The organism is Herbaspirillum sp. CAH-3 (genome assembly GCF_009668275.1).
GTDB classification, from domain to species: domain Bacteria; phylum Pseudomonadota; class Gammaproteobacteria; order Burkholderiales; family Burkholderiaceae_D; genus Herbaspirillum; species Herbaspirillum aquaticum.
On the sequence record NZ_VSWE01000007.1, the window covers coordinates 274,849 to 294,685 of the forward strand.

Consider the following 19,837-nt stretch of genomic DNA (forward strand, 5'->3'; position numbering starts at 1 on the left):
TGCATCCACCCCTTGCGGCAAGCAATGCCCGGCCAAGCCAGGCGCGCCTCAGAATGTCCCAGGATAAGCCCCGCCATCCATCAACAGGTTCTGCCCCGTGATGAAGCCCGCCTGCGCGCTGCACAGGTAAGCGCATGCATCCCCGAACTCGGCCGGATCGCCAAAACGACCCGCAGGATTGAGCTTGCGGCGATCGGCCAGCACCTCATCAACCGTGCGCCCGCTCTCCTTGGCCGCACCGCTTGCAGTGGAACGCAAGCGATCGGTCTCGAACGGCCCCGGCAGCAGGTTGTTGATGGTCACGTTATGTGCCACCGTCTTGCGCGCCAGCCCCGCCACAAAACCCGTCAGCCCCGAGCGAGCGCCATTGGAGAGCCCCAGGATATCGATCGGTGCCCGCACCGCGCTGGAAGTGATATTGACGATGCGCCCGAAGCCGCGCGCGATCATGCCATCGACCGTCGCCTTGATCAGCTCGATGGGCGTGAGCATGTTGGCGTCTACCGCCGCAATCCAGTCGTCCCGCGTCCACTCACGGAAATCGCCCGGCTTGGGGCCGCCGGCATTGGTCACGAGGATGTCCGGGGCAGGGCAGGCGGCCAGCGCCTGGGCCCGTCCTTCCGGGGTGGTGATGTCGCACGCCACGGTGGTGATGATGGCACCGGTGGCGGCGGTCTCGGTGCGGATGGCCTGGGCCGTCGCTTCCAGTGCCTCCGCTCCGCGTGCCAGCAGCGTGACGTGTACGCCTTCGCGCGCCAGCGAGAGCGCGCAGGCGCGGCCGAGGCCCTTGCTCGATGCGCAGACGAGGGCGGTTTTACCTTTGATGCCGAGATCCATTCTGTCTTCCTTTGCTGAGGGGGGATTGTATGGCTGCGCAGACCGCCGGGACAGCCTTGGCCGGCTGCGCTACACTGTCGGGCCTGACGGGCGGCGCTACTTCTTCAGTACCATGTAGATGGCCAGCGCAATGAGGGCAACCACGCCCATCTCCAGCGCAAACACGATGACGCCGCTCATGTCAGTCTCCTTTTTTATCCTTCGATGCGGCCGCTGCATCCTGCAGCCGGCCAGCAGAGGCATCACTGTACACCGATGACGGCTTCCTTGTTTTTCTCCGGCGTAGTCAACTTCCTGCTCGGCGGCCTGCTGGGCGCCATGGGTGGTCTCTTCGGGATAGGCGGCGGTCTCATCGCCATCCCCGTGCTGGGCTACCTCTACGGCATGGACCAGCAACTGGCCCAGGGCACGGCACTGGTGATGATCGTGCCCAACGTCGTCATCGCCTTCTGGCGCTACAAGCAGCGCAATCACATCCAATGGAGTACCGCTGCCATGATGTGCGTGCCGGCCGTCTTCACCACCTACGTCTCGGCTCGCATCGCCACCTCCATGGCCGCGCGCAGCCTGCATGTCTGCTTCGCCGCCTTCATGGGGCTGCTGGCGCTGTATTACCTGTGGACGCTGTTGCGCAACAAGCGCAGCGTGGAGTCGTCGGTGCTCCTGTCGCGCCGCTATATCCCGCTGGTCGGGATGTCCGCCGGGGCGTCGGCCGGTTTCTTCAGCGTGGGCGGCGCCATCGTTGCAGTGCCCTTGCTGACGGCCTTGTTCGGTGTCACCCAGACCGCAGCGCAAGGCCTGGGGCTGGCCATGGTCACGCCCGGCACCCTGGTGGCCCTGTGGACCTATGCGCAGGCCGGCCATGTGGACTGGTCGGTGGGCATTCCCATGGCGCTGGGCGGCGTGCTCAGCATTTCCTGGGGCGTGGCGCTGGCGCACCACCTGCCGGAACGGCGCCTGCGCATCCTCTTCTGCGCGGCGCTGTTGCTGCTGTCGGTGTGGATGCTGATCGCCGGCTGAGGTTGTCTTCGCCGGAGGGACTCAAGCGAATTTTTTCTCAAGGACGGCGGGTTCGACCTCATTGGACTGCTGGCTCATCTGCTCGCGGATGAAGTCGACCAGGTTGCGCGCGTGGGGCGAGAGGGTCTCCATGGCCTGGAACACCATGCTGCGCTCGCGCACGCTCCACGGATCGTTCAGTTCCACCACCGACAACTGCATGGTCTGCTGATGCCGCTGCGCCGCCGAGCGCGGCATGATGCCGATGCCGACATTGGTTTCGATCATGCGGCACATGGCTTCAAAGCTGCGTACCTGGATGCGCAGCTTGAGCCGCTGTCCATGCCCGGAAACGATCTTGTTGAGGAAGTGATGCAGCGTGCTGCCCTCGTGCAGGCCGATGTGTTCGTACTCCAGCGTGTCGAGGAAGGGAAGGCTGCCCGCACCCGCCAGCGGATGTTCCAGCGCGGTGGCCAGCACCAGGCGGTCAGTGGAAAAGTTGAGCACTTGCAGCCCATCCCCCTGCACCGGGCCGGCCACGATGCCGATATCGGCCGTGCCTTCCTGGATGCCGCGCAGGATATCGTGGTTCAGCCGCTCCTCGAGCGCGACGTTGACCTGCGGATGCCTGGCCAGGAACTTGCCCAGGATCTCGGGCATGAATTCGGTCACCGCCGTGGTGTTGGCGAAGATGCGGATGTAGCCCTTGATGCCGTTGTTGTACTGCTGCATGTCGCTCTTCAAGTGCTCTACCTGCTGCATGAAGAGCTGCGCATGATGCAGCAGGGTGTGCCCGGCCGGCGTGAGCTGTACGCCCTTGCTCTCGCGATAGAGCAGGCGGGTGCCAAAGCGCGTTTCCAGTTCCTTGATGCGATTGCTGGTGGCGGCCAGCGAGAGATTCATGCGCTCGGCGCTGCGGGTCAAGCTGTTGAGTTCGGCGATCAGGATGAACAGGCGCAGGTCGGTCAGGTCGAAAAGCATGATGTCTCCCGGAAAGAATCGGTGAGGAGGGCAGCTGCGCTGCGGCAGGCTTGTCCATCCCATGTTGCGGCACGCTGTCACCAATGGTGCGCGCGTGCTCTCGTTGGCTGCCCATGGTACGCCGATTTGGGTCGCTGCATGGCCTGAAATGTGGCCGACTTGTGATGCGATGCCGCATCCTTTTGCTGCGCATGACTTCACTTCTGCGTAAGCCCCCCTTCCAAAAATACAGATTGTCCTCGGCGTGGGGACGCCACAGACTGGCGCCCAATCAACAACAACGATGCGAGGAGACATGTCGCACCCCGACCTCGATCTCACCCTGCTGCGGCAGTGGCTGGACAAGACCGAAACGCGCCACGACCAGATCAGCCCGGCCCTGGCGGCAGCGCTGGCGGCGACGCTGGACGGTCCACGCCAACCGCTGGCCGGTGACGCGTTGCCGCCGCTGTGGCACTGGATCTATTTCTGGAGCGTGTGCCGCCAGTCCGAAGTCGGCGCGGATGGCCATCCGCAGCGCGGCGGTTTCCTGCCGCCGGTGCCCTTGCCGCGCCGCATGTGGGCCGGGGGACGGCTGCGGTTTGCGGCACCGCTGCCCATTGGCGCTGCGGCCGAGAAGGTCTCGCGCATCGCCAGTGTGGACGTCAAGCAGGGACGCACCGGTGCGCTCGCCTTCGTCACCGTGCAGCACACCGTCCGTCACCACGGCCAGCTATGCCTGACCGAAGAGCATGACATCGTCTATCGTGACCTGCCGCAGCCGGGCGCACCGGTGGTGCTGCCCAAGAGCGCACCCGGCGATGCGCGCTGGTCGCGCCGCGTGGAGCCTGATCCGGTGCTGCTGTTTCGCTATTCGGCGCTGACCTTCAACGGCCATCGCATCCATTACGACCGCAGTTATGTCACCGGGGTGGAGGGCTATCCCGGCCTCATCGTCCATGGTCCGCTCATCGCCACCTTGCTGGCTGACCTGGTGGCGCGCGAAATGCCGCAGGCGGTGATGCGCGAGTTCAACTTCCGCTCGGTGGGCACGCTGTTTGATACCGAGCCCTTCACGCTCTGCGGCAAGCCCGCTGCCGATGGCAAGAGCGTAGCGCTGTGGGCGCAGAACGAACGGGGCGAACTGGCGATGCAGGCCGACGCCTTGCTGGACTGACACCAGGAAAATCATTTAGAGAATTGATAGCCGGAGCCCCCTCATGCCGTTTCAAGCCGATCCCGATACCCATACCGACCTGCGTGACGCCGTACGCGACCTGTGCCAGACCTTCCCTGCGGAGTACTGGCGCAAGGTGGACGAAGCACGTGGCTATCCCGAGCAGTTCGTCGATGCCCTCACCAAGGCCGGCTGGATGGCGGCCTTGATCCCACAGGAGTATGGCGGCTCGGGACTGGGCTTGACCGAGGCGTCGGTCATCATGGAAGAGATCAATCGTACCGGCGGCAATTCCGGTGCCTGCCACGGCCAGATGTACAACATGGGTACGCTGCTGCGCCATGGCTCGGAACGGCAGAAACAGCAGTACCTGCCCAAGATCGCCAGCGGCGAACTGCGCCTGCAGTCGATGGGCGTGACCGAGCCCACCACGGGTACCGACACCACACGTATCAAGACGGTGGCCGTGAAGAAGGGGGATCGCTACGTGGTCAATGGCCAGAAGGTCTGGATCTCGCGGGTCCAGCATTCGGACCTGATGATCCTGCTCGCCAGGACCACGCCGCTGGATCAAGTGAAGAAAAAGTCCGAGGGCATGTCGATCTTCCTGGTGGACCTGAAAGCCGCCATCGGCCGGGGCCTGGAGGTGCGGCCCATCCTCAACATGGTCAACCACGAGACCAATGAACTGTTCTTCGACAACCTGGAAATCCCGGTCGAGAACCTGATCGGCGAAGAGGGGCGCGGCTTCAAATACATCCTCGACGGCCTCAACGCCGAGCGCACCCTGATCGCCGCCGAGTGCATCGGGGACGGCTACTGGTTCATCGACAAGGCGACTGCCTATGCCAACGAGCGCGTGGTCTTTGATCGACCCATCGGCATGAACCAGGGCGTGCAGTTCCCGATTGCCGATGCCTACATCGAGATCGAAGCCGCCAACCTCATGCGCTACCAGGCTTGCGCGCTCTTCGATGCGCACCGGAACTGCGGGGCCCAGGCCAACATGGCCAAGTACCTGGCGGCCAAGGCTTCATGGGAGGCGGCCAATGTCTGCCTGCAGACCCATGGCGGTTTCGGTTTTGCCTGCGAATACGACGTCGAGCGCAAGTTCCGCGAGACGCGGCTGTACCAGGTGGCACCGATTTCGACCAACCTGATTTTTTCCTACGTGGCCGAGCATATCCTCGGTCTGCCCCGTTCCTTCTGAGGCCCGCCATGCAAGCCAGTGCAATGATGTCCACCCATGGTGCAGAAAACGTCAGCCCCGGTGACCACCCCTCGCGCCTGCTGGCGGCCTTCCTGGCCGGGCTGCGCTACGAGGATATTCCGTCGGCGGTGATTGCCCGCGCCGAAGATCTCTACCTCGACTGGTTCGCCTCGGCGCTGGCCGGCAAGACCGCGCGCCAGGTCGGCATCATCGAACGCTATGCGGCGCAGATGGGGCCGCAGCATGGGCCGTCGACCATCCTCACCAGCCGTCGCGGGACCACGCCTTACTTTGCCGCGCTGGTCAATGGCGCGGCCTCCCATGTGGTGGAGCAGGATGACGTTCACAATAGCTCGGTATTCCACCCGGCGGCCGTGGTGTTTCCGGCCGCGCTGGCCGCTGCGCAGGCGCTGGGCAAGTCGGGGGCCGACCTGCTGGTGGCGGCGGTGGCCGGCTATGAGGCCGGTATCCGCATCGGGGAATTCATGGGGCGCTCGCACTATCGGGTCTTCCATACCACCGGCACCGTGGGCACGCTGGCGGCCGCGGTGGCGGTGGGCAAGCTGATGGATTTCGATGCGCAGCAGTTCCTGCATGCCATGGGCTCGGCGGGGACGCAGGCGGCGGGTTTGTGGGAGTTCCTGCGCGATGCGGCCGATTCCAAACAGCTGCATACCGGCAAGGCGGCGGCCGATGGATTGCTGGCGGCCTATCTGGCCAAGGACGGCTTCACCGGCGCGCAGCGCATCCTGGAGGGGGCGCAGGGCATGGCCGCCGGGATGTCGAGCGACGCCAATCCTGCCCGCCTCACCGATGGCCTGGGTACCCGCTGGGCCACGGCGGAAACGTCCTTCAAGTTCCACGCCTCCTGCCGTCATACCCATCCGGCCGCCGATGCCCTGCAATTGCTGATGCAGCGTGAGGGACTGCAGCACGACCAGGTCGCCTCGGTGACCACGCGCGTGCACCAGGGAGCCATCGATGTACTGGGGCCGGTGGTGGATCCGCAGACGGTACACCAGGCCAAGTTTTCCATGGGCACGGTACTGGGCCTGATCGCCGTACATCAGCAGGCCGGTCTTGCAGAATTCGAACAGCAGGCCTTGAGCGACCCGCGTGTAGCGCAGTTCCGCCAGAAGGTGCAGATGCGCCTGGATGCCGAAGTCGACCAGGCCTACCCGGCGCGCTGGCTGGGCCGGGTGGAAGTGCGGACCACCGATGGGCGCCAGTTCGAGGCCGCCGTCGACGTGCCCAAGGGCGATCCCGACAACAGCTTGTCGCGGCCCGAGCTGGAGCAGAAGGCGGCACGCCTGATCCGCTTTTCGCGGGCGGCCAGCGAGCCTGAGATCGGCGAGATCATCGCACGCGCCTGGCGCCTGCATGAGACGCGCGACCTGCAGCAGCTGTTCTGAAGCCCAACCGCATTCCATCATCCCGACGCGCAACGAACGCCAGGAGAACACGCCATGTCGCAATCCAACCGCCCGCTGGAGGGCATCACCGTCATCAGCCTGGAGCACGCCATCGCCGCGCCGTTCTGCACGCGCCAGCTGGCCGACCTCGGTGCCCGTGTCATCAAGATCGAGCGACCCGGTGTGGGTGACTTCGCGCGCGGCTATGACACGCGCGTCAACGGACTGTCTTCGCACTTCGTCTGGACCAACCGCTCCAAGGAGAGCCTGACCCTCAACCTCAAGGACGAAGAGGGCAAGCGCATCATCGACCGGCTCCTGGGTGAGGCCGATGTCCTGGTGCAGAACCTGGCGCCGGGCGCTGCCGCCGGTCTGGGCCTGTCGGCCAAGGTGCTGCATGCGAAGCACCCGGGCCTGATCGTCTGCGACATCTCCGGCTATGGCGAGGATGGTCCCTATCGCGACAAGAAGGCCTATGACCTGCTGATCCAGAGCGAGGCCGGTTTCCTTTCGGTGACCGGTACGCCGGATGAAGTGGTCAAGGCCGGCTGCTCGATTGCCGACATCGCCGCCGGCATGTACGCGTATTCCAATATCCTGGCTGCCCTCATCAAGCGCGGGCGCGACGGACGCGGCAGCCATATCGATCTCTCGATGCTGGAGGCATTGACGGAGTGGATGAGTTTTCCGCTGTATTACGCCTACCAGGGCGCCAGTGCGCCCGGCCGCTCGGGTGCCGAGCACGCCACCATCTATCCGTATGGACCTTTCGTGGCGGGCGATGGCAAGACCGTGATGCTGGGTTTGCAGAACGAGCGGGAATGGAAAGTCTTTTGTGAAGTGGTGCTGCAGGATGCAACCCTGGCCAGCGATGAGCGCTTCTCCAGCAATGCCCGCCGTCATGAACATCGGGAAGCGCTGCGCCAGCTGATCCTGGGCATGTTCGCCGACATGAGTGCCGAGCAGGTGGTGGCGCGGCTGGACCAGGCGCAGATCGCCAATGCACGCGTAAACACCATGCAGGAACTGTGGCAGCACCCGCAACTGGCTGCGCGTGAACGCTGGGTTGACGTGGATACGCCAGTCGGCAAGGTCGCCGCACTGCTGCCACCGGGCGTCAACGACAGCTACGACTACCGCATGCAAGCCATCCCCGCCCTGGGAGAGCATACCGACACCATCCTCGCCACACTGGGCTATGACGCGGCTGCCATTACGGCACTGCGCGAACGGGGGGCCGTGTAATGGCACCGCACATCACCACGGCCAGCAGTTACCTGTTCGTCCCGGCCAATCGTCCCGAGCGCTACGAGCGGGCGCTGGAGAGCGGCGCCGATGCGGTCATCGTCGACCTGGAAGATGCGGTGGCCTTGCCGCAGAAGGAAGAGGCGCGCGCCACCCTGGCGCGCTGGCTGCGCGGCAATGGTCCGCAGCCGCGCCTGTGGGTGCGTATCAACGCTGCCGATACCGTCTGGCATGGTGACGACCTGTTGACGTTTTCTGCACTATCGATGGCGGGGATCGTCCTGCCGAAGGCGGAAGATCCCAAGACGCTGTCTGCCATCGCACGTCGCCTGGGGCCGGGTCGCGGCCTGATCGCGCTCATCGAGAGCGCCGCCGGGCTGGCCGCCATGCGCGAGATCGCCGCCGTGCCGGGCGTGCAGCGGCTGGCCTTTGGTTCCATCGATGCCCAGGTCGACCTGGGCATGCAATGCGGGCCGGAGGAAGAAGAGCTGATGCATTTCCGTATCGAGATGGTGATGGCTTCGCGCCTGGCCGGTATCGCCCCGCCCATCGATGGCGTGACTACCGACTTCAATGACGATGCCTTCCTCACGCGCATGGTGCAGCGGGCCCGGCGCATGGGCTTTGGCGCCAAGCTGTGCATTCATCCGCGGCAGGTCGAGGCAGTGCGGCGCGGCTTCATGCCGAGCGAGCAGGAGCTGGTATGGGCCGAGGAAGTGATGGCGGCCGTGCGCGCCAGCGACGGGGGGGCCATTTCGCTCAAGGGCAAGATGATCGACAAGCCGGTGATCCTGCAGGCAGAGAAATTCCTGCATCAGGCCGGACGCCTGCCGCATTGAAGGGCAGGGCAACCGCACAACAACAATCACAGCAGCCGGACAGGCAGTACCCACAGGCCGCAGCGGGGCGCGGCAGGTTCCATCAACAGGAGGAGAGACATGTTCAACAAGAAAATCATCAGCACCCTGCTGGCCGCCGCATCGGCGCTGGCATTCGCCCAGGGCGCAGCGGCCCAGGCCAAGCCGTCCGAACTGAAGGTGGGCATCACTACCTTCACCTCGGGACCCGCCTCGGTATTCGGCGTGCCGGCCAAGCAGGCGGCTGAACTGTACCTGGAAGACCTCAACGCCAAGGGCGGCATCAATGGCGTGAAGGTGGTGCCGACTTTCATCGATGAGGGCGTGGGCGGCGACAAGATGCTCTCCGAATACCGCCGCGTGGTGCAGGAAGAAAAGGTCAAGGTGATGCTGGGCTCCATCTCCAGCGGCAACTGCAACATCCTGGCCCCGGTGGCGGAGGATTTGAAGGTGCTCAACATCCTGTGGGATTGCGGTACCGAAAAGGTGCTGGAGGATCGCCGCTACAAGTACGTGGTCCGTACGCAAGCCAACGCCACTACCGAGATGGTGGCCAGCGTCCTGTATCTGCTGCGGCAGAAACCCAATTTCAAGACCATCGCCGTGGTCAACCAGGACTATGCCTGGGGTCGTGATTCCTGGGAGTTGTTCTCGCAGACGCTGAAGGTGCTCAAGCCGGACGTGAAGGTGGTGGCCGAGCTGTTCCCCAAGTTCGGTGCCTCCGATTTCTCCACCGAGATCAGCCGCCTGCAGGCCTTGCGTCCCGACGTGATCCTCTCGACCTCCTGGGGCGGCGACCTCGATACCTTCGTGCGCCAGTCGGCCCAGCGCGGACTGATCAAGTCTTCCCTGTTCGTGCTGCCGCTGGCGGAAAGCTCGCTGGAACGCCTGGGCACGACCCTGCCGGACGGCGTCATCATCGGGGCCCGCGGCGACCACTATTTCCTGCATCCGGTATTGAAGGATGATCCCAAGCTCAAGGGCTTCGTTGACAAGTTCAAGGCCAGGACCGGTGCCTACCCCATCTATTCGGTCTACCACATGATCCAGGCGCTCGACGGGCTGGTGGCGGGTTACGACAAGGCGATCAAGGCCAACAAGGGACAGTGGCCGAGTACCGAGCAACTGGCCGAAGCCATGCATGGCCTGAGTTTCCGTGGCCTGACCGACCAGGTCACCATCCGCGAGGACGGCCAGGGCCTGGAAGACCAGCTGCTGGGCACGACCAAAAAGGTGGCGGGCTATCCCTTCCCCATCCTCGACAAGATCGAAATCTATCCGGCCGAGATGGCCATTGCACCAGTCGGCCAGAAGTCGGTGGATTGGGTCAAGACGGTCAAGCCCGAGTTGCTGAAGGACTCGCGCATCAAGACCTTCCCTGCGGTGAACTGAAGCGGGACGGGCGACGATCATGAATCAGGAATTGTTCCTGCTGGCGGTGCTGGACGGCATCTCCTACGCTGCGCTGCTGTTCCTGGTGGCGCTGGGCATGACGCTGGTGTTTGGCGTCATGCGCATCCTCAACATGGCGCATGGCAGCCTGTATGCCTTCGGCGGTTACTTCGCCGCCACCCTGGGACTGTGGGCGGCTGCACGCGGCCTCTCGCCTGCCTGGTCCTTCCTGTGGCTGGTGCTGGCGGCGCTGGTGATCGGGGCTGTGCTGGGCAGCGTCATGGAAGTGCTGCTGCTGCGCCGGCTCTACGAGAAGGAGCAGATCCTGCAACTGCTGGTGACCTTCGCCGCCTTCATGATCTTTGAGGACCTGCAGCGCATGATCTGGGGCGCCCAGCCTTACTTCGTCTCGGACATCGTCAGCTACCTGGGGGTGGCCGAGATCCTCGGCATCACTTATACGCGCTACCAGTTGATGGTCTTGCCGGGCGTGGCGCTGGTGGTGTTCGTGGGGCTGCGCTGGTTCTTGCGCTCCAGCCGTACCGGGCGCCAGATCGTGGCGGTGGCGCATCACCGTGAGGTGGCCACGGCCATGGGTATCGATGCCAAGCGCATCTGCCTGCTGACCTTCGTGGCCGGCTCCATGCTGGGTGCGCTGGGCGGTGCGCTGGCCTCACCGACCACCTCGCTGGTACCGGGCGTAGGGGCTGAAATGATCGTGCTGTCCTTCGCCGTGGTAGCCACCGCCGGGCTGGGGCAGATCGAAGGCACGCTGGTGACCGCACTGCTGATCGGCCTGGCACGTTCGTTCTCGGTGTACCTGCAACCTGAACTGGAGGTGCTGGTGCCTTACCTGATCATGGTGCTGGTGCTGCTGTTTCGTCCGCAAGGACTGTTCTCCGTGGCCCAGGCGAGGAGGGTGTGATGACGCGAGCCAATCTTGCCGGTTTGATGCTGGCGCTGCTGGCCCTGGCCGCACCACTGGCCTTGCCGTGGCTGAAGACGCCGGTGGTGATCGCGGCCAGCTTCGGGGTGGCGGCACTGGGGGTATCGATTTTGATCCGGGCCGGCCAGCTGTCCTTCGGTCATGCCATGTATTCGTGTGCGGCCGGCTACGTGGCGGCTTTCCTGGCCCGTGCCGTACCGCAGCTTGACAGTGCCGTGCTGCTGCTGGCCGGCACGCTCTGTGGTGCTTTGATGGGCATGCTGATCGGGCTGTTCGTGGTGCGTTACCGTGCGATCTTTTTCGGCATGCTCAACCTGGCGTTGTCGATGGTGCTGTTTTCCATCCTTGGCAAGTTCTACAACTGGACCGGCGGTACTGACGGTATCCGCCTGGCACGCTCGACCTTCTTCGGCCTGCAGCTGGATCGCGATGGATTCGAAACGGGCCTGCTGATCGTCTCGGTGCTGCTGTCGGTCATCGTGGCCCTGCTGGTGCAGCGCTATCAGCAGTCCATTGCGGGGCAGGCCCTGGCGGCCGTCAAGACCAATGAGACCCGGCTCGAATACATCGGCCTCTCGGCCAACCGGGCACTGTGGATCGGCTATGTGTTCTCGGCGGCATTGTGCGGATTGTCCGGAGCGATGTTTGCGCTGATGCAGGGCCTGGTCACGCCCGAGATGGGCTATTGGGTGCGCTCGGGGGAGATCGTCTTCATCTCCATCCTCGGGGGCGTGGGGCATCCGGTTGGCGCCTTCCTGGGGGCGGTGGTGTTCGAGTTCGTCAAGCTGTATTCGGCTGCGCTCTTCACCGGGGCCTGGCAGATGGTGCTGGGGCTGGTGTTGATCGGGCTGGTGTTCTTCATTCCCGGCGGGCTGTCGGGCCTGTTGTTCCGCAAGGCCAGGCCGGTGCCTGTGTCCGCGGACAAGGCTGATGCCAGCCCCGCCGTCATCAAGGAGCTGCGTCCATGAGCGCGTTATTGCAGACCCGTGGCCTGCAGCTGGCCTTCGGCGGAGTGGTGGTGGCCGACAGCATCGACTTCGAATTGCAGCAGGGCGAGCGCCTGGCCGTGATCGGGCAGAACGGTGCCGGCAAGACCACCTTCATCAACATCTGCACCGGCTTCATCCGGCCCACCGGTGGCAGCGTCCACTTCGATGGTCGCGACATCACCCGGATGGCGCCGCGTGCCATCGTCCAGCGTGGCATAGGGCGGTCCTTCCAGTTGCCGCAGCTGTTCCTGGAACACACGGTGCGCGATTGCATCCGCCTGGCGGCCGCCGGCCGCAGTGGCCTCTTGCGGCTGTGGACCCCGCTGGCGCGGGTACTGCCGGATGGCGAGATCGACCGCATCCTGGAACTGGTCGGCCTGCGCGAGCGTGCCGATGACCTTTGCGCATTGCTGCCCGAAGGCCAGCGCAAGCTGCTCGATATCGCCATGGCCCTGGTGCTGCAACCCAAGCTGCTGATCATGGATGAACCCACCAGCGGTGTCTCCACCGAAGAGAAGCACGGGCTCATGGCCATCATCATGCGCGTGCTGGACGAGCAGAAGATCACCTCCATCTTCGTGGAGCACGATGTGGATATCGTGACCCGCTATGCCACTCGCGTGGCCGCCTGGATCGCCGGACGCATCGCCGCCGATGGCCAGCCGGCCGAGGTGCTGGGCAATCCCGAGATCCGTCGCAACGTCATAGGGGAATGAGATGCTGAAGATCAATCGCATCAGCGCACGCATTGCCGGCATCACCGTGCTGCGCCGGATCGAGACCGACTTCGAGGCCGGCGCGCTGCTGGCCGTGGTCGGCCGCAACGGCGCTGGCAAGACCACCTTGCTGCGCGCCATCATGGGCTTGTTGCCCTTGCAGGAAGGCAGCATTCACTTCGCCGGACAAGACCTGGCCAGCGTTCCCGCCCATGGCCGGGCGGCGCTGGGCATCGGCTATGCACCGGAAGACCGGGTGATGTTCCCGACCCTGAGCGTGGAAGAAAACCTGCGCCTGCCCTGCGATGTGCTGGGGCTGTCCCGGCCCGAGATCGACCGCCGCCTGCAGAAGGCGGTGGAAGTGGTGCCGCAGCTCAAGGAGATGTTGCCGCGTTCGGGCGCGGCGCTCTCCGGCGGGCAGGGCAAAATCGCTGCGCTGGGGCGCGCGCTCATGGCCGGTACCCGCCTGGTGCTGCTGGATGAACCTTTCCAGGGGCTGGCGCCGGTACTGGCGACGCAATACGGTGAATCGCTGCGCCGCCTGCGCGAGATTGACAGCCAGGTCTGCGTGGTGGTGACCGAGTCCAATCGCAGCCTGTTGCGCGACCTGCCTGATGCCACCCTGATGCTCGAACGCGGCGAACTGGCTGCCAATGGCGAACAGGCCCTGGCGCATTGAAGAATTTTTTCTGCAACGCAGGCCGGATGCCGGTCACGGCCTGCCCACCCATTTGAGGAAGACGCCATGAGTTCCCCCAAGACCCTGTTGATCGATGGCCGCTGGCATGCGGCTCAAGATGGTCAGGTCATCGATGTGATCGATCCCAGTCATGCCAAGGTATTCAACCAGATCTCACGCGGCGGCAAGGCCGATATCGACCTGGCGGTTGCGGCTGCAAGAAGCGCGCTCTCCGGCCCCTGGAGCCGCCTGACGGCCACCGAGCGGGGACGCCTGCTGATGCGCCTGGGTGAGCTGATCCTTGCGCATGCCGAGGAGATCGCACAGCTGGAAGCGCGTGATACCGGCAAGCCCATCACCGTGGCACGCAATGATGTCAAGGTGGTGGCGCGCTACTTCGAGTTCTACGGCAGTGCCGCCGACAAGATCCACGGCGAGACCATTCCCTACCTTGACGGCTACAACGTCAGCCTGGTGCGCGTACCGCATGGCGTGACGGCACACATCATTCCCTGGAACTATCCGGCGCAGATGTTCGGACGCTCACTGGCGCCGGCATTGGCGATGGGCAATGCCACCGTGCTCAAGCCCTCGGAAGATGCCTGCCTGTCCGGCATCAAGCTGGCTGAACTGGCGATGGAGGCGGGCTTTCCGCCCGGTGCGCTGAACCTGGTCACGGGCTATGGCCATGAGGCCGGCGCTGCGTTGACCGCGCATCCCGGCATCGACTTCGCCACCTTCACCGGCTCGCCGGAAGTGGGCGTGATGGTGCAGGAAGCCACGGCCAGGAATCACATTCCCTGCGTGCTCGAACTGGGCGGCAAATCGCCGCAGATCGTCTTCGATGACGTCGACCTGGACAAGGCCGTGCCGGTCATCGTCAAGGCCATCACCCAGAATGCCGGCCAGACCTGCTCGGCAGGCAGCCGCCTGCTGGTCCAGGAAAACATTTACGACCGCTTCGTGGCGCGCGTGGCCGAGCGTTTTGCGCAGGTGCGGGTCGGTACGCCCGAGATGGACCTGGATTGCGGCCCCATCGTCAATCGCAAGCAGCGCGACCGGGTACAGGGCTTCATCGATGAGGCCATCGCATCCGGCGTGCCGGTACTGGCCCAGGGAGCGCTGGGGGAGGGCATTCCCGGGGACGGCTATTTCGTGCGGCCCACCTTGTTCGGACGCGTACCGCGCGATCACAAGCTGGCCTGCCGTGAAGTGTTCGGTCCGGTGCTCTCGGCCATGTCATTCACGGACGAAGACGACGCGATTGCCTTGGCCAATGCTACCGAATACGGACTGGCCGCGGGCATCTGGACCGAGAACGGCGGCCGCCAGGCGCGGCTGGCACAGCGCGTGTTGTCCGGGCAGGTCTTCATCAATTGCTATGGGGCGGGCGGGGGCGTGGAACTGCCCTTCGGCGGCGTCAAGAAGAGCGGCCATGGCCGCGAGAAGGGCTTGCTGGCGCTGGAAGAGATGAGCACCACCAAGACCATCGTCCATCATTTCAAGTAAGGAGAATCGCATGTCGCAACTTGCAGGCAAGGTCGCCATCGTCACCGGAGCGGCTGGCGGATTCGGCGCGGAAATCGCCCGCGCTTACGTGCGCGAGGGTGCCAGCGTCCTGATCGCCGATATCGACGGCGAAGGCGCACAGGCGCTGGCCGGGCAGCTCGGCCCCAAGGCCGCCGCAGCGACCTGTGACGTCACCAGCGCGGCGGCCGTCCAGGCCGCCGTGCGCCTGTGCGTCGAGCGATTCGGCATTCCCGACATCGTGGTCAACAATGCCGGTGCCACCCATCGCAACCAGCCCATGCTGCAGGTGGATGAGCAGACCTTCGATCGCGTCTTCGCCATCAACGTCAAATCGATCTTCCACATGACCCATGCCGTCGTACCGCTCTTGCGTGAGCGCAACCAGGGCGAGCCGGGTCGTGGCGGAGTGATCCTCAATGTGGGTTCGGTGGCCGGCATCCGGCCTCGTCCGGGGCTGACCTGGTACAACAGCTCCAAGGGCGCAGTCAACATGCTCTCCAAGTCGATGGCGGTGGAACTGGCCCCGGACCGCATTCGCGTCAACGCCATTTGCCCGGTCATGGGCGCCACCGGGCTGCTGGAGCAATTCATGGGCATGCCGGATACCCCGGAAAATCGTGCCCGCTTCATCTCCACCATTCCGCTGGGCCGCATGTGCGAAGCGACCGATGTGGCCAACGTGGCGGTGTTCCTGGCCACCGATGCCTCGCACTTCCTGACCGGGATGGAAGTGCCGGTCGACGGCGGTCGTGTAATCTAGGCGTTTTCCAACAGGAGGGAGACGACACCATGAAAATCCAAGCCGCCGTACTGCGCGAAGTGACCGAGGCCCATCCGTTCGCGGTGAGCCAGCCACTGAAGATCGAGGAACTCGATCTCGATGCGCCCGGACCCGGCGAAGTGCTGGTCAAGATGAAGGCTGCAGGCCTGTGCCACTCGGACCTCTCGGTCATCACCGGCGTGCGCCCGCGACCGGTGCCCATGGCGCTGGGCCACGAAGCCTCAGCCGAAGTGGTCGAGGTCGGCAGCGGCGTGACCGACCTGCGCGCAGGGGACCTGGTAGTACTGGTCTTCGTGCCCAGTTGCGGCCACTGCCTGCCTTGCATGGAAGGACGGCCGGCACTGTGCGAACCTGGCGCGGCGACCAATACCGTGGGTCAATTGCTGAGCGGCCAGCGGCGCCTGCGCGACCGGGCGCAGCACGTTCACCATCACATGGGGGTGTCGGCCTTTGCCGATCATGCCGTGGTGTCGCGCCGCTCCTGCGTGAAGATCGAAGCCGACATCGATCCCGTGCAGGCAGCCCTCTTCGGCTGCGCCGTGCTCACCGGTGTGGGCGCGGCGGTCAATACGGCCGAGGTCAAGGCCGGTACCACCGCCGCCGTGCTGGGACTGGGCGGCGTGGGGCTGTGCACCATGCTGGGTGCGCTGGCTTCCGGTGCCCGCGAGGTGATCGCGGTGGACCTCCATGACAGCAAGCTGGAAGTGGCGCGCGCACTGGGCGCCACGGCCACCGTCAATGCCCGTGATCCGGATGCGGTGGAGAAGGTCAAGGCGCTCACCAAGGGTGGCGTGGATTACGCCTTCGAGATGGCCGGGTCGGTGCAGGCCATGGAGGCTGCCTATCGCATGACCCGGCGCGGCGGCATGACGGTTACTGCCGGCCTGCCGGCGCCGAACCAGAACTGGGCCCTGCAGCAGGTCAGCCTGGTGGCCGAGGAACGCACCGTCAAGGGCAGCTACATCGGCTCCTGCGTGCCGGTGCGCGACATTCCGCGCTACATCGGCCTGTACCAGGCCGGCAAGCTGCCGGTGGACAAGCTCATGGGCGAGCGCCTGGCGCTGGCCGACATCAATCGCGGCTTCGACCGCCTGCACAGCGGGGAGGGCCTGCGCGACCTCATTGTGTTCTAACGCCGCAAGCCGAGGTCATCGGCTTGCGGCTTCACCCCCGGAGGAGACATCCATGACCATCATCACAATGCGGGCGGCACTGACCGCCTGCGCCTTCGCCACACTGGGCCTGTCGGCCACGCCAGCGCTGGCCCAGCAGAGCATCGTCATCAAGTTCAGCCACGTGGTGGCCAATGACACGCCCAAGGGCAAGGGCGCCGAGCGCTTCAAGGAACTGGCCGAGAAGGCGACCAATGGCCGCGTCAAGGTCGAGGTCTATCCCAACAGCACGCTCTACAAGGACAAGGAAGAGCTGGAAGCCCTGCAACTGGGTTCGGTACAGATGCTCGCGCCTTCGCTGGCCAAGTTCGGGCCGCTGGGAGCCAAGGAGTTCGAGGTCTTCGACCTGCCCTACATCTTCCCCAACAAGACGGTGTTGAAACGGGTGACCGAAGGACCGGTCGGGCAGGGCCTGTTCCAGAAGCTGGAGAGCCGTGGCATCAAGGGCCTGGCCTACTGGGATAACGGCATGAAGGTGATGACGGCCAACCGCCCGCTGCACAAGGTCTCCGACTTCCGTGCATTGAAGATGCGCATCCAGTCCTCCAAGGTGCTCGATGAGCAGTTCCGCGCGCTCAAGGCCAATCCGCAGGTGCTGGCGTTTTCCGAGGTGTACCAGGCCATGCAGACCGGCGTGGTCGACGGCAGCGAGAACACGCCCTCCAACGTCTATACCCAGAAGATGCATGAGGTGCAGTCCAACCTGACCGTCTCGGACCATGGCTACATCGGCTATGCGGTGATCGTGAACAAGAAGTTCTGGGAGGCGCTGCCAGCGGACGTGCGCACGCAGCTGGAAGCGGCCATGAAGGAGGCGACGGTCTATGCCAATACCATCGCCCAGAAGGAAAACGACGATGCCCTGGCCGCCATCAAGGCCAGTGGCAAGACCAAGGTCTATACCCTGAGCGAGGACGAGAAAGCCGAATGGCGGCGCGCGCTGCTGCCCGTGCACAAGAGCATGGCCTCGCGCGTAGGGCAGGACCTGATCGATGCGATCTATAAGGAAAGCGAGGCGGCAGGGGTGAAGATGAACTGAGTACGCCGCCCGGAAAAGCCGCAAGCACGGCCTGCAGCGATGCAGGCCGTTTTTTCATGGGGCCGTGGCGCGACGGAAAAACTTACTTTTTCTTGCGCTCGCGGACGTATTGCTCGGCGGCCGTAACGGCATTCTGCAGGGCCTCCATCTTGGAATTGCCCGGCTTGAAATCGCCGAACTCATGCGTGGTGCGATCCGGGAAGTCGATATGGACGAACGCCGTCCATTTGCCATCGGTACGCAATACGGGAGTCAGTTTGATGGTCGCGTCTTGATACTTGCACGCGATAGCGCCTAAGGTGGTGGACATCTTGCTTCGAAGCGGAGGCGGCGGTCACTGCTGGGGGGGAGGGCCGCCACCTGCAGGTTGGGTGGCAAATCGAGGTGCCATCATGCCACAGCCTGCCGTTTCCTGCCGTGCGTTGCCGCAGTCCTTTACCACCATTTACGAGTGCCTGGCTTGACGGCGGGCGCAGCCTTGTGGCTGTCGCCCGCGTGTCAGCGCACCTGTGCTGATGAGCTCGCTCCGAATACGCGAGTCAGTGCGCGCCCAGCATGAGGTCCAGGTTCTGCACGGCGGCGCCGGAGGCACCCTTGCCCAGGTTGTCGAAGACGGCGCACAGCAGGATGTGGCCGTGTTCCGGATTGCCGAAGACGCCCAGCGTCATGTCATTGCTGTCATTGTGGCGGGTCGGGTCGAGTTGGGCCGTGGTCGCGCTTTGCTGCGCATCCAGCACCGTGACGTAACGCGCCCCGGCGTAATGCGCTTGCAGCGCGGCGCGCAGCGTCTCCAGCGTGGCGTGTTGCGGCAGCAGGCGCGTCTGCAAGGCGATGGACAGCACGATGCCCTGGCGGAAGGCGCCATAGCTGGGCACGAAGACCGGGCGCTGCGACAGGCCGGCGTGCAACTGCATCTCGGGCGGGTGCTTGTGCGCCAGGCCCAGTCCGTAGAGCACGAAAGGTGCGGCTTGCGCGGCCTCGGGACCCTCGTACTGCTCGACCTGGGCGCGTCCGCCGCCGGAATAACCGGAGACCGCATGAATGGCCAGCGGGTAATCAGCCGGTACCAGGCCGGCCTGGACCAGCGGACGAAGCAGGGCAATGGCACCCGTCGGGTAGCAGCCTGGATTGGTCACGCGCTGTGCCTGGGCGATTGCCTGCGGCTGTTCTGCCGACAGTTCGGGGAAGCCATAGACCCAGCCAGGGCTGGTGCGATGGGCCGAGCTGGCGTCGATCACGCGGACCTTGGGATTCTCGATGAGGGTGGTGGCTTCGCGCGCGGCGGCGTCCGGCAAACACAGCAGGGCGATATCGGCGCTGTTGATGGCCTCGGCGCGGCGGCGTGCATCCTTGCGCTCGGCGGCCGGCAGGGTCAGCACGCGCAGGTCGTCGCGACCGCGCAGGCGTTCGTGGATCTGCAGGCCGGTGGTGCCTTGGTCGCCATCGATGAAGATCAGGGGAAGTGTGCTCACGGGTTGCTCCAGTGCAGGAAAGGGCGCCGAGGAAAAACGGCCGGCGCTTGCCGAAGACCTGCATGGTGAAGGCAAACGTATAATTGGAAAAGTTGAATATCACAAAGAGATCGTTCAGTTTTCCTGAATGTCGATTTTTTCCGAAGGAGCCCTGCCATGCGTGAACTGAGCCTGGACCGCCTGCGTACCCTGGTCGCCATCGCCGACCTCGGTTCCTTTGCCGCTGCTGCGCGCGAGCTGCACCTGGCGCCACCCACCGTCAGCCTGCACATCAGCGAGCTGGAAGAGCGCATCGGCGCACCGCTGCTGCTGCGCCAACGCAGCCAGGTGCGGCCTTCGGGCATCGGCGCCACCCTGGTTGCACGCGCCCGACAGCTGCTGGCAGCGGCCGACCAGGCGTTGGAGGAAGTGGGGCGGCAGGTGC

Annotated in this window: 21 protein-coding genes; 16 read left to right on the forward strand and 5 right to left on the reverse strand. The window is 64.7% G+C overall.

All coding sequences use genetic code 11. The features are described from left to right. Positions 1 to 48 precede the first annotated feature (48 nt). Positions 49 to 837 carry an SDR family oxidoreductase gene (locus tag FYB76_RS11330; RefSeq protein WP_154133694.1) on the reverse strand — a complete coding sequence of 263 codons (789 nt, stop codon included), beginning with the start codon at positions 835 to 837 and terminating at the stop codon, positions 49 to 51. Positions 838 to 933: 96 nt separating this feature from the next. Then, the gene (locus tag FYB76_RS11335) at positions 934 to 1,080 is read right to left on the reverse strand and encodes a hypothetical protein (protein WP_154133695.1); all 147 of its coding nucleotides are present in this window, start codon (positions 1,078 to 1,080) and stop codon (positions 934 to 936) included. A 12-nt stretch (positions 1,081 to 1,092) separates the two neighbouring features. Here FYB76_RS11335 and FYB76_RS11340 point away from each other — a divergent pair, with 12 nt between their 5' ends. Beyond that, positions 1,093 to 1,857: a sulfite exporter TauE/SafE family protein gene (locus FYB76_RS11340; protein ID WP_154133696.1), complete on the forward strand. Its 765-nt coding sequence runs from the start codon at positions 1,093 to 1,095 to the stop codon at positions 1,855 to 1,857. 21 nt (positions 1,858 to 1,878) lie between these two features. Here the strand turns inward: FYB76_RS11340 and FYB76_RS11345 are convergent, their stop codons facing one another. After that, on the reverse strand, positions 1,879 to 2,817 hold the full coding sequence (locus FYB76_RS11345) for a LysR substrate-binding domain-containing protein (protein ID WP_088753459.1): 939 nt from the start codon (positions 2,815 to 2,817) through the stop codon (positions 1,879 to 1,881). A 295-nt stretch (positions 2,818 to 3,112) separates the two neighbouring features. Here FYB76_RS11345 and FYB76_RS11350 point away from each other — a divergent pair, with 295 nt between their 5' ends. The 14 genes from FYB76_RS11350 (at position 3,113) to FYB76_RS11415 (ending at position 17,941) form a co-directional block, all read left to right on the forward strand. Beyond that, positions 3,113 to 3,973 (forward strand): MaoC family dehydratase N-terminal domain-containing protein, encoded by an 861-nt coding sequence (locus FYB76_RS11350; RefSeq protein ID WP_154133697.1) that lies wholly within the window; start codon positions 3,113 to 3,115, stop codon positions 3,971 to 3,973. A 43-nt stretch (positions 3,974 to 4,016) separates the two neighbouring features. Then, the gene (locus tag FYB76_RS11355) at positions 4,017 to 5,183 is read left to right on the forward strand and encodes an acyl-CoA dehydrogenase family protein (protein WP_088753461.1); all 1,167 of its coding nucleotides are present in this window, start codon (positions 4,017 to 4,019) and stop codon (positions 5,181 to 5,183) included. Positions 5,184 to 5,191: 8 nt separating this feature from the next. Continuing rightward, on the forward strand, positions 5,192 to 6,595 hold the full coding sequence (locus FYB76_RS11360; protein WP_229296950.1) for an MmgE/PrpD family protein: 1,404 nt from the start codon (positions 5,192 to 5,194) through the stop codon (positions 6,593 to 6,595). 54 nt (positions 6,596 to 6,649) lie between these two features. Continuing rightward, a complete protein-coding gene (locus FYB76_RS11365; protein WP_154133698.1) occupies positions 6,650 to 7,840 on the forward strand; it encodes a CaiB/BaiF CoA-transferase family protein in 1,191 nt (396 codons plus the stop codon). Next, the gene (locus FYB76_RS11370; RefSeq protein WP_154133699.1) at positions 7,840 to 8,679 is read left to right on the forward strand and encodes a CoA ester lyase; all 840 of its coding nucleotides are present in this window, start codon (positions 7,840 to 7,842) and stop codon (positions 8,677 to 8,679) included. Before FYB76_RS11365 ends, FYB76_RS11370 begins: the two co-directional genes overlap by 1 nt. Positions 8,680 to 8,778: 99 nt before the next feature. Further along, on the forward strand, positions 8,779 to 10,089 hold the full coding sequence (locus FYB76_RS11375) for an ABC transporter substrate-binding protein (RefSeq protein WP_154133700.1): 1,311 nt from the start codon (positions 8,779 to 8,781) through the stop codon (positions 10,087 to 10,089). Between the two features lie 19 nt (positions 10,090 to 10,108). After that, positions 10,109 to 11,014 carry a branched-chain amino acid ABC transporter permease gene (locus FYB76_RS11380; protein WP_154133701.1) on the forward strand — a complete coding sequence of 302 codons (906 nt, stop codon included), beginning with the start codon at positions 10,109 to 10,111 and terminating at the stop codon, positions 11,012 to 11,014. Then, positions 11,014 to 12,003: a branched-chain amino acid ABC transporter permease gene (locus tag FYB76_RS11385; protein ID WP_154133702.1), complete on the forward strand. Its 990-nt coding sequence runs from the start codon at positions 11,014 to 11,016 to the stop codon at positions 12,001 to 12,003. Before FYB76_RS11380 ends, FYB76_RS11385 begins: the two co-directional genes overlap by 1 nt. Continuing rightward, on the forward strand, positions 12,000 to 12,740 hold the full coding sequence (locus FYB76_RS11390) for an ABC transporter ATP-binding protein (protein ID WP_154133703.1): 741 nt from the start codon (positions 12,000 to 12,002) through the stop codon (positions 12,738 to 12,740). Before FYB76_RS11385 ends, FYB76_RS11390 begins: the two co-directional genes overlap by 4 nt. 1 nt (position 12,741) lies before the next feature. After that, positions 12,742 to 13,419 carry an ABC transporter ATP-binding protein gene (locus FYB76_RS11395; protein WP_088753468.1) on the forward strand — a complete coding sequence of 226 codons (678 nt, stop codon included), beginning with the start codon at positions 12,742 to 12,744 and terminating at the stop codon, positions 13,417 to 13,419. A gap of 66 nt (positions 13,420 to 13,485) precedes the next feature. Continuing rightward, positions 13,486 to 14,928, forward strand: a complete 1,443-nt coding sequence (locus FYB76_RS11400) for an aldehyde dehydrogenase family protein (RefSeq protein WP_154133704.1) — start codon at positions 13,486 to 13,488, stop codon at positions 14,926 to 14,928. 10 nt (positions 14,929 to 14,938) lie between these two features. Next, positions 14,939 to 15,709: an SDR family oxidoreductase gene (locus FYB76_RS11405; protein WP_154133705.1), complete on the forward strand. Its 771-nt coding sequence runs from the start codon at positions 14,939 to 14,941 to the stop codon at positions 15,707 to 15,709. Positions 15,710 to 15,738: 29 nt separating this feature from the next. Then, entirely contained in the window at positions 15,739 to 16,863 is a 1,125-nt protein-coding gene (locus tag FYB76_RS11410; protein ID WP_154133706.1) for a zinc-dependent alcohol dehydrogenase family protein, read from the forward strand. 52 nt (positions 16,864 to 16,915) lie between these two features. Further along, positions 16,916 to 17,941 carry a TRAP transporter substrate-binding protein gene (locus tag FYB76_RS11415; protein ID WP_154133707.1) on the forward strand — a complete coding sequence of 342 codons (1,026 nt, stop codon included), beginning with the start codon at positions 16,916 to 16,918 and terminating at the stop codon, positions 17,939 to 17,941. Between the two features lie 82 nt (positions 17,942 to 18,023). Here the strand turns inward: FYB76_RS11415 and FYB76_RS11420 are convergent, their stop codons facing one another. Together FYB76_RS11420 and argC are read right to left on the reverse strand one after the other, a co-directional pair. Continuing rightward, positions 18,024 to 18,251, reverse strand: a complete 228-nt coding sequence (locus FYB76_RS11420) for a hypothetical protein (RefSeq protein WP_154133708.1) — start codon at positions 18,249 to 18,251, stop codon at positions 18,024 to 18,026. A gap of 229 nt (positions 18,252 to 18,480) precedes the next feature. Further along, on the reverse strand, positions 18,481 to 19,413 hold the full coding sequence (gene argC, locus FYB76_RS11425; RefSeq protein ID WP_370516340.1) for an N-acetyl-gamma-glutamyl-phosphate reductase: 933 nt from the start codon (positions 19,411 to 19,413) through the stop codon (positions 18,481 to 18,483). A 156-nt stretch (positions 19,414 to 19,569) separates the two neighbouring features. Between argC and FYB76_RS11430 the strand changes: the two genes are divergently transcribed. Beyond that, positions 19,570 to 19,837 (forward strand): LysR family transcriptional regulator (locus FYB76_RS11430; RefSeq protein ID WP_154133709.1); only part of this gene is annotated, 268 nt, incomplete at its 3' end.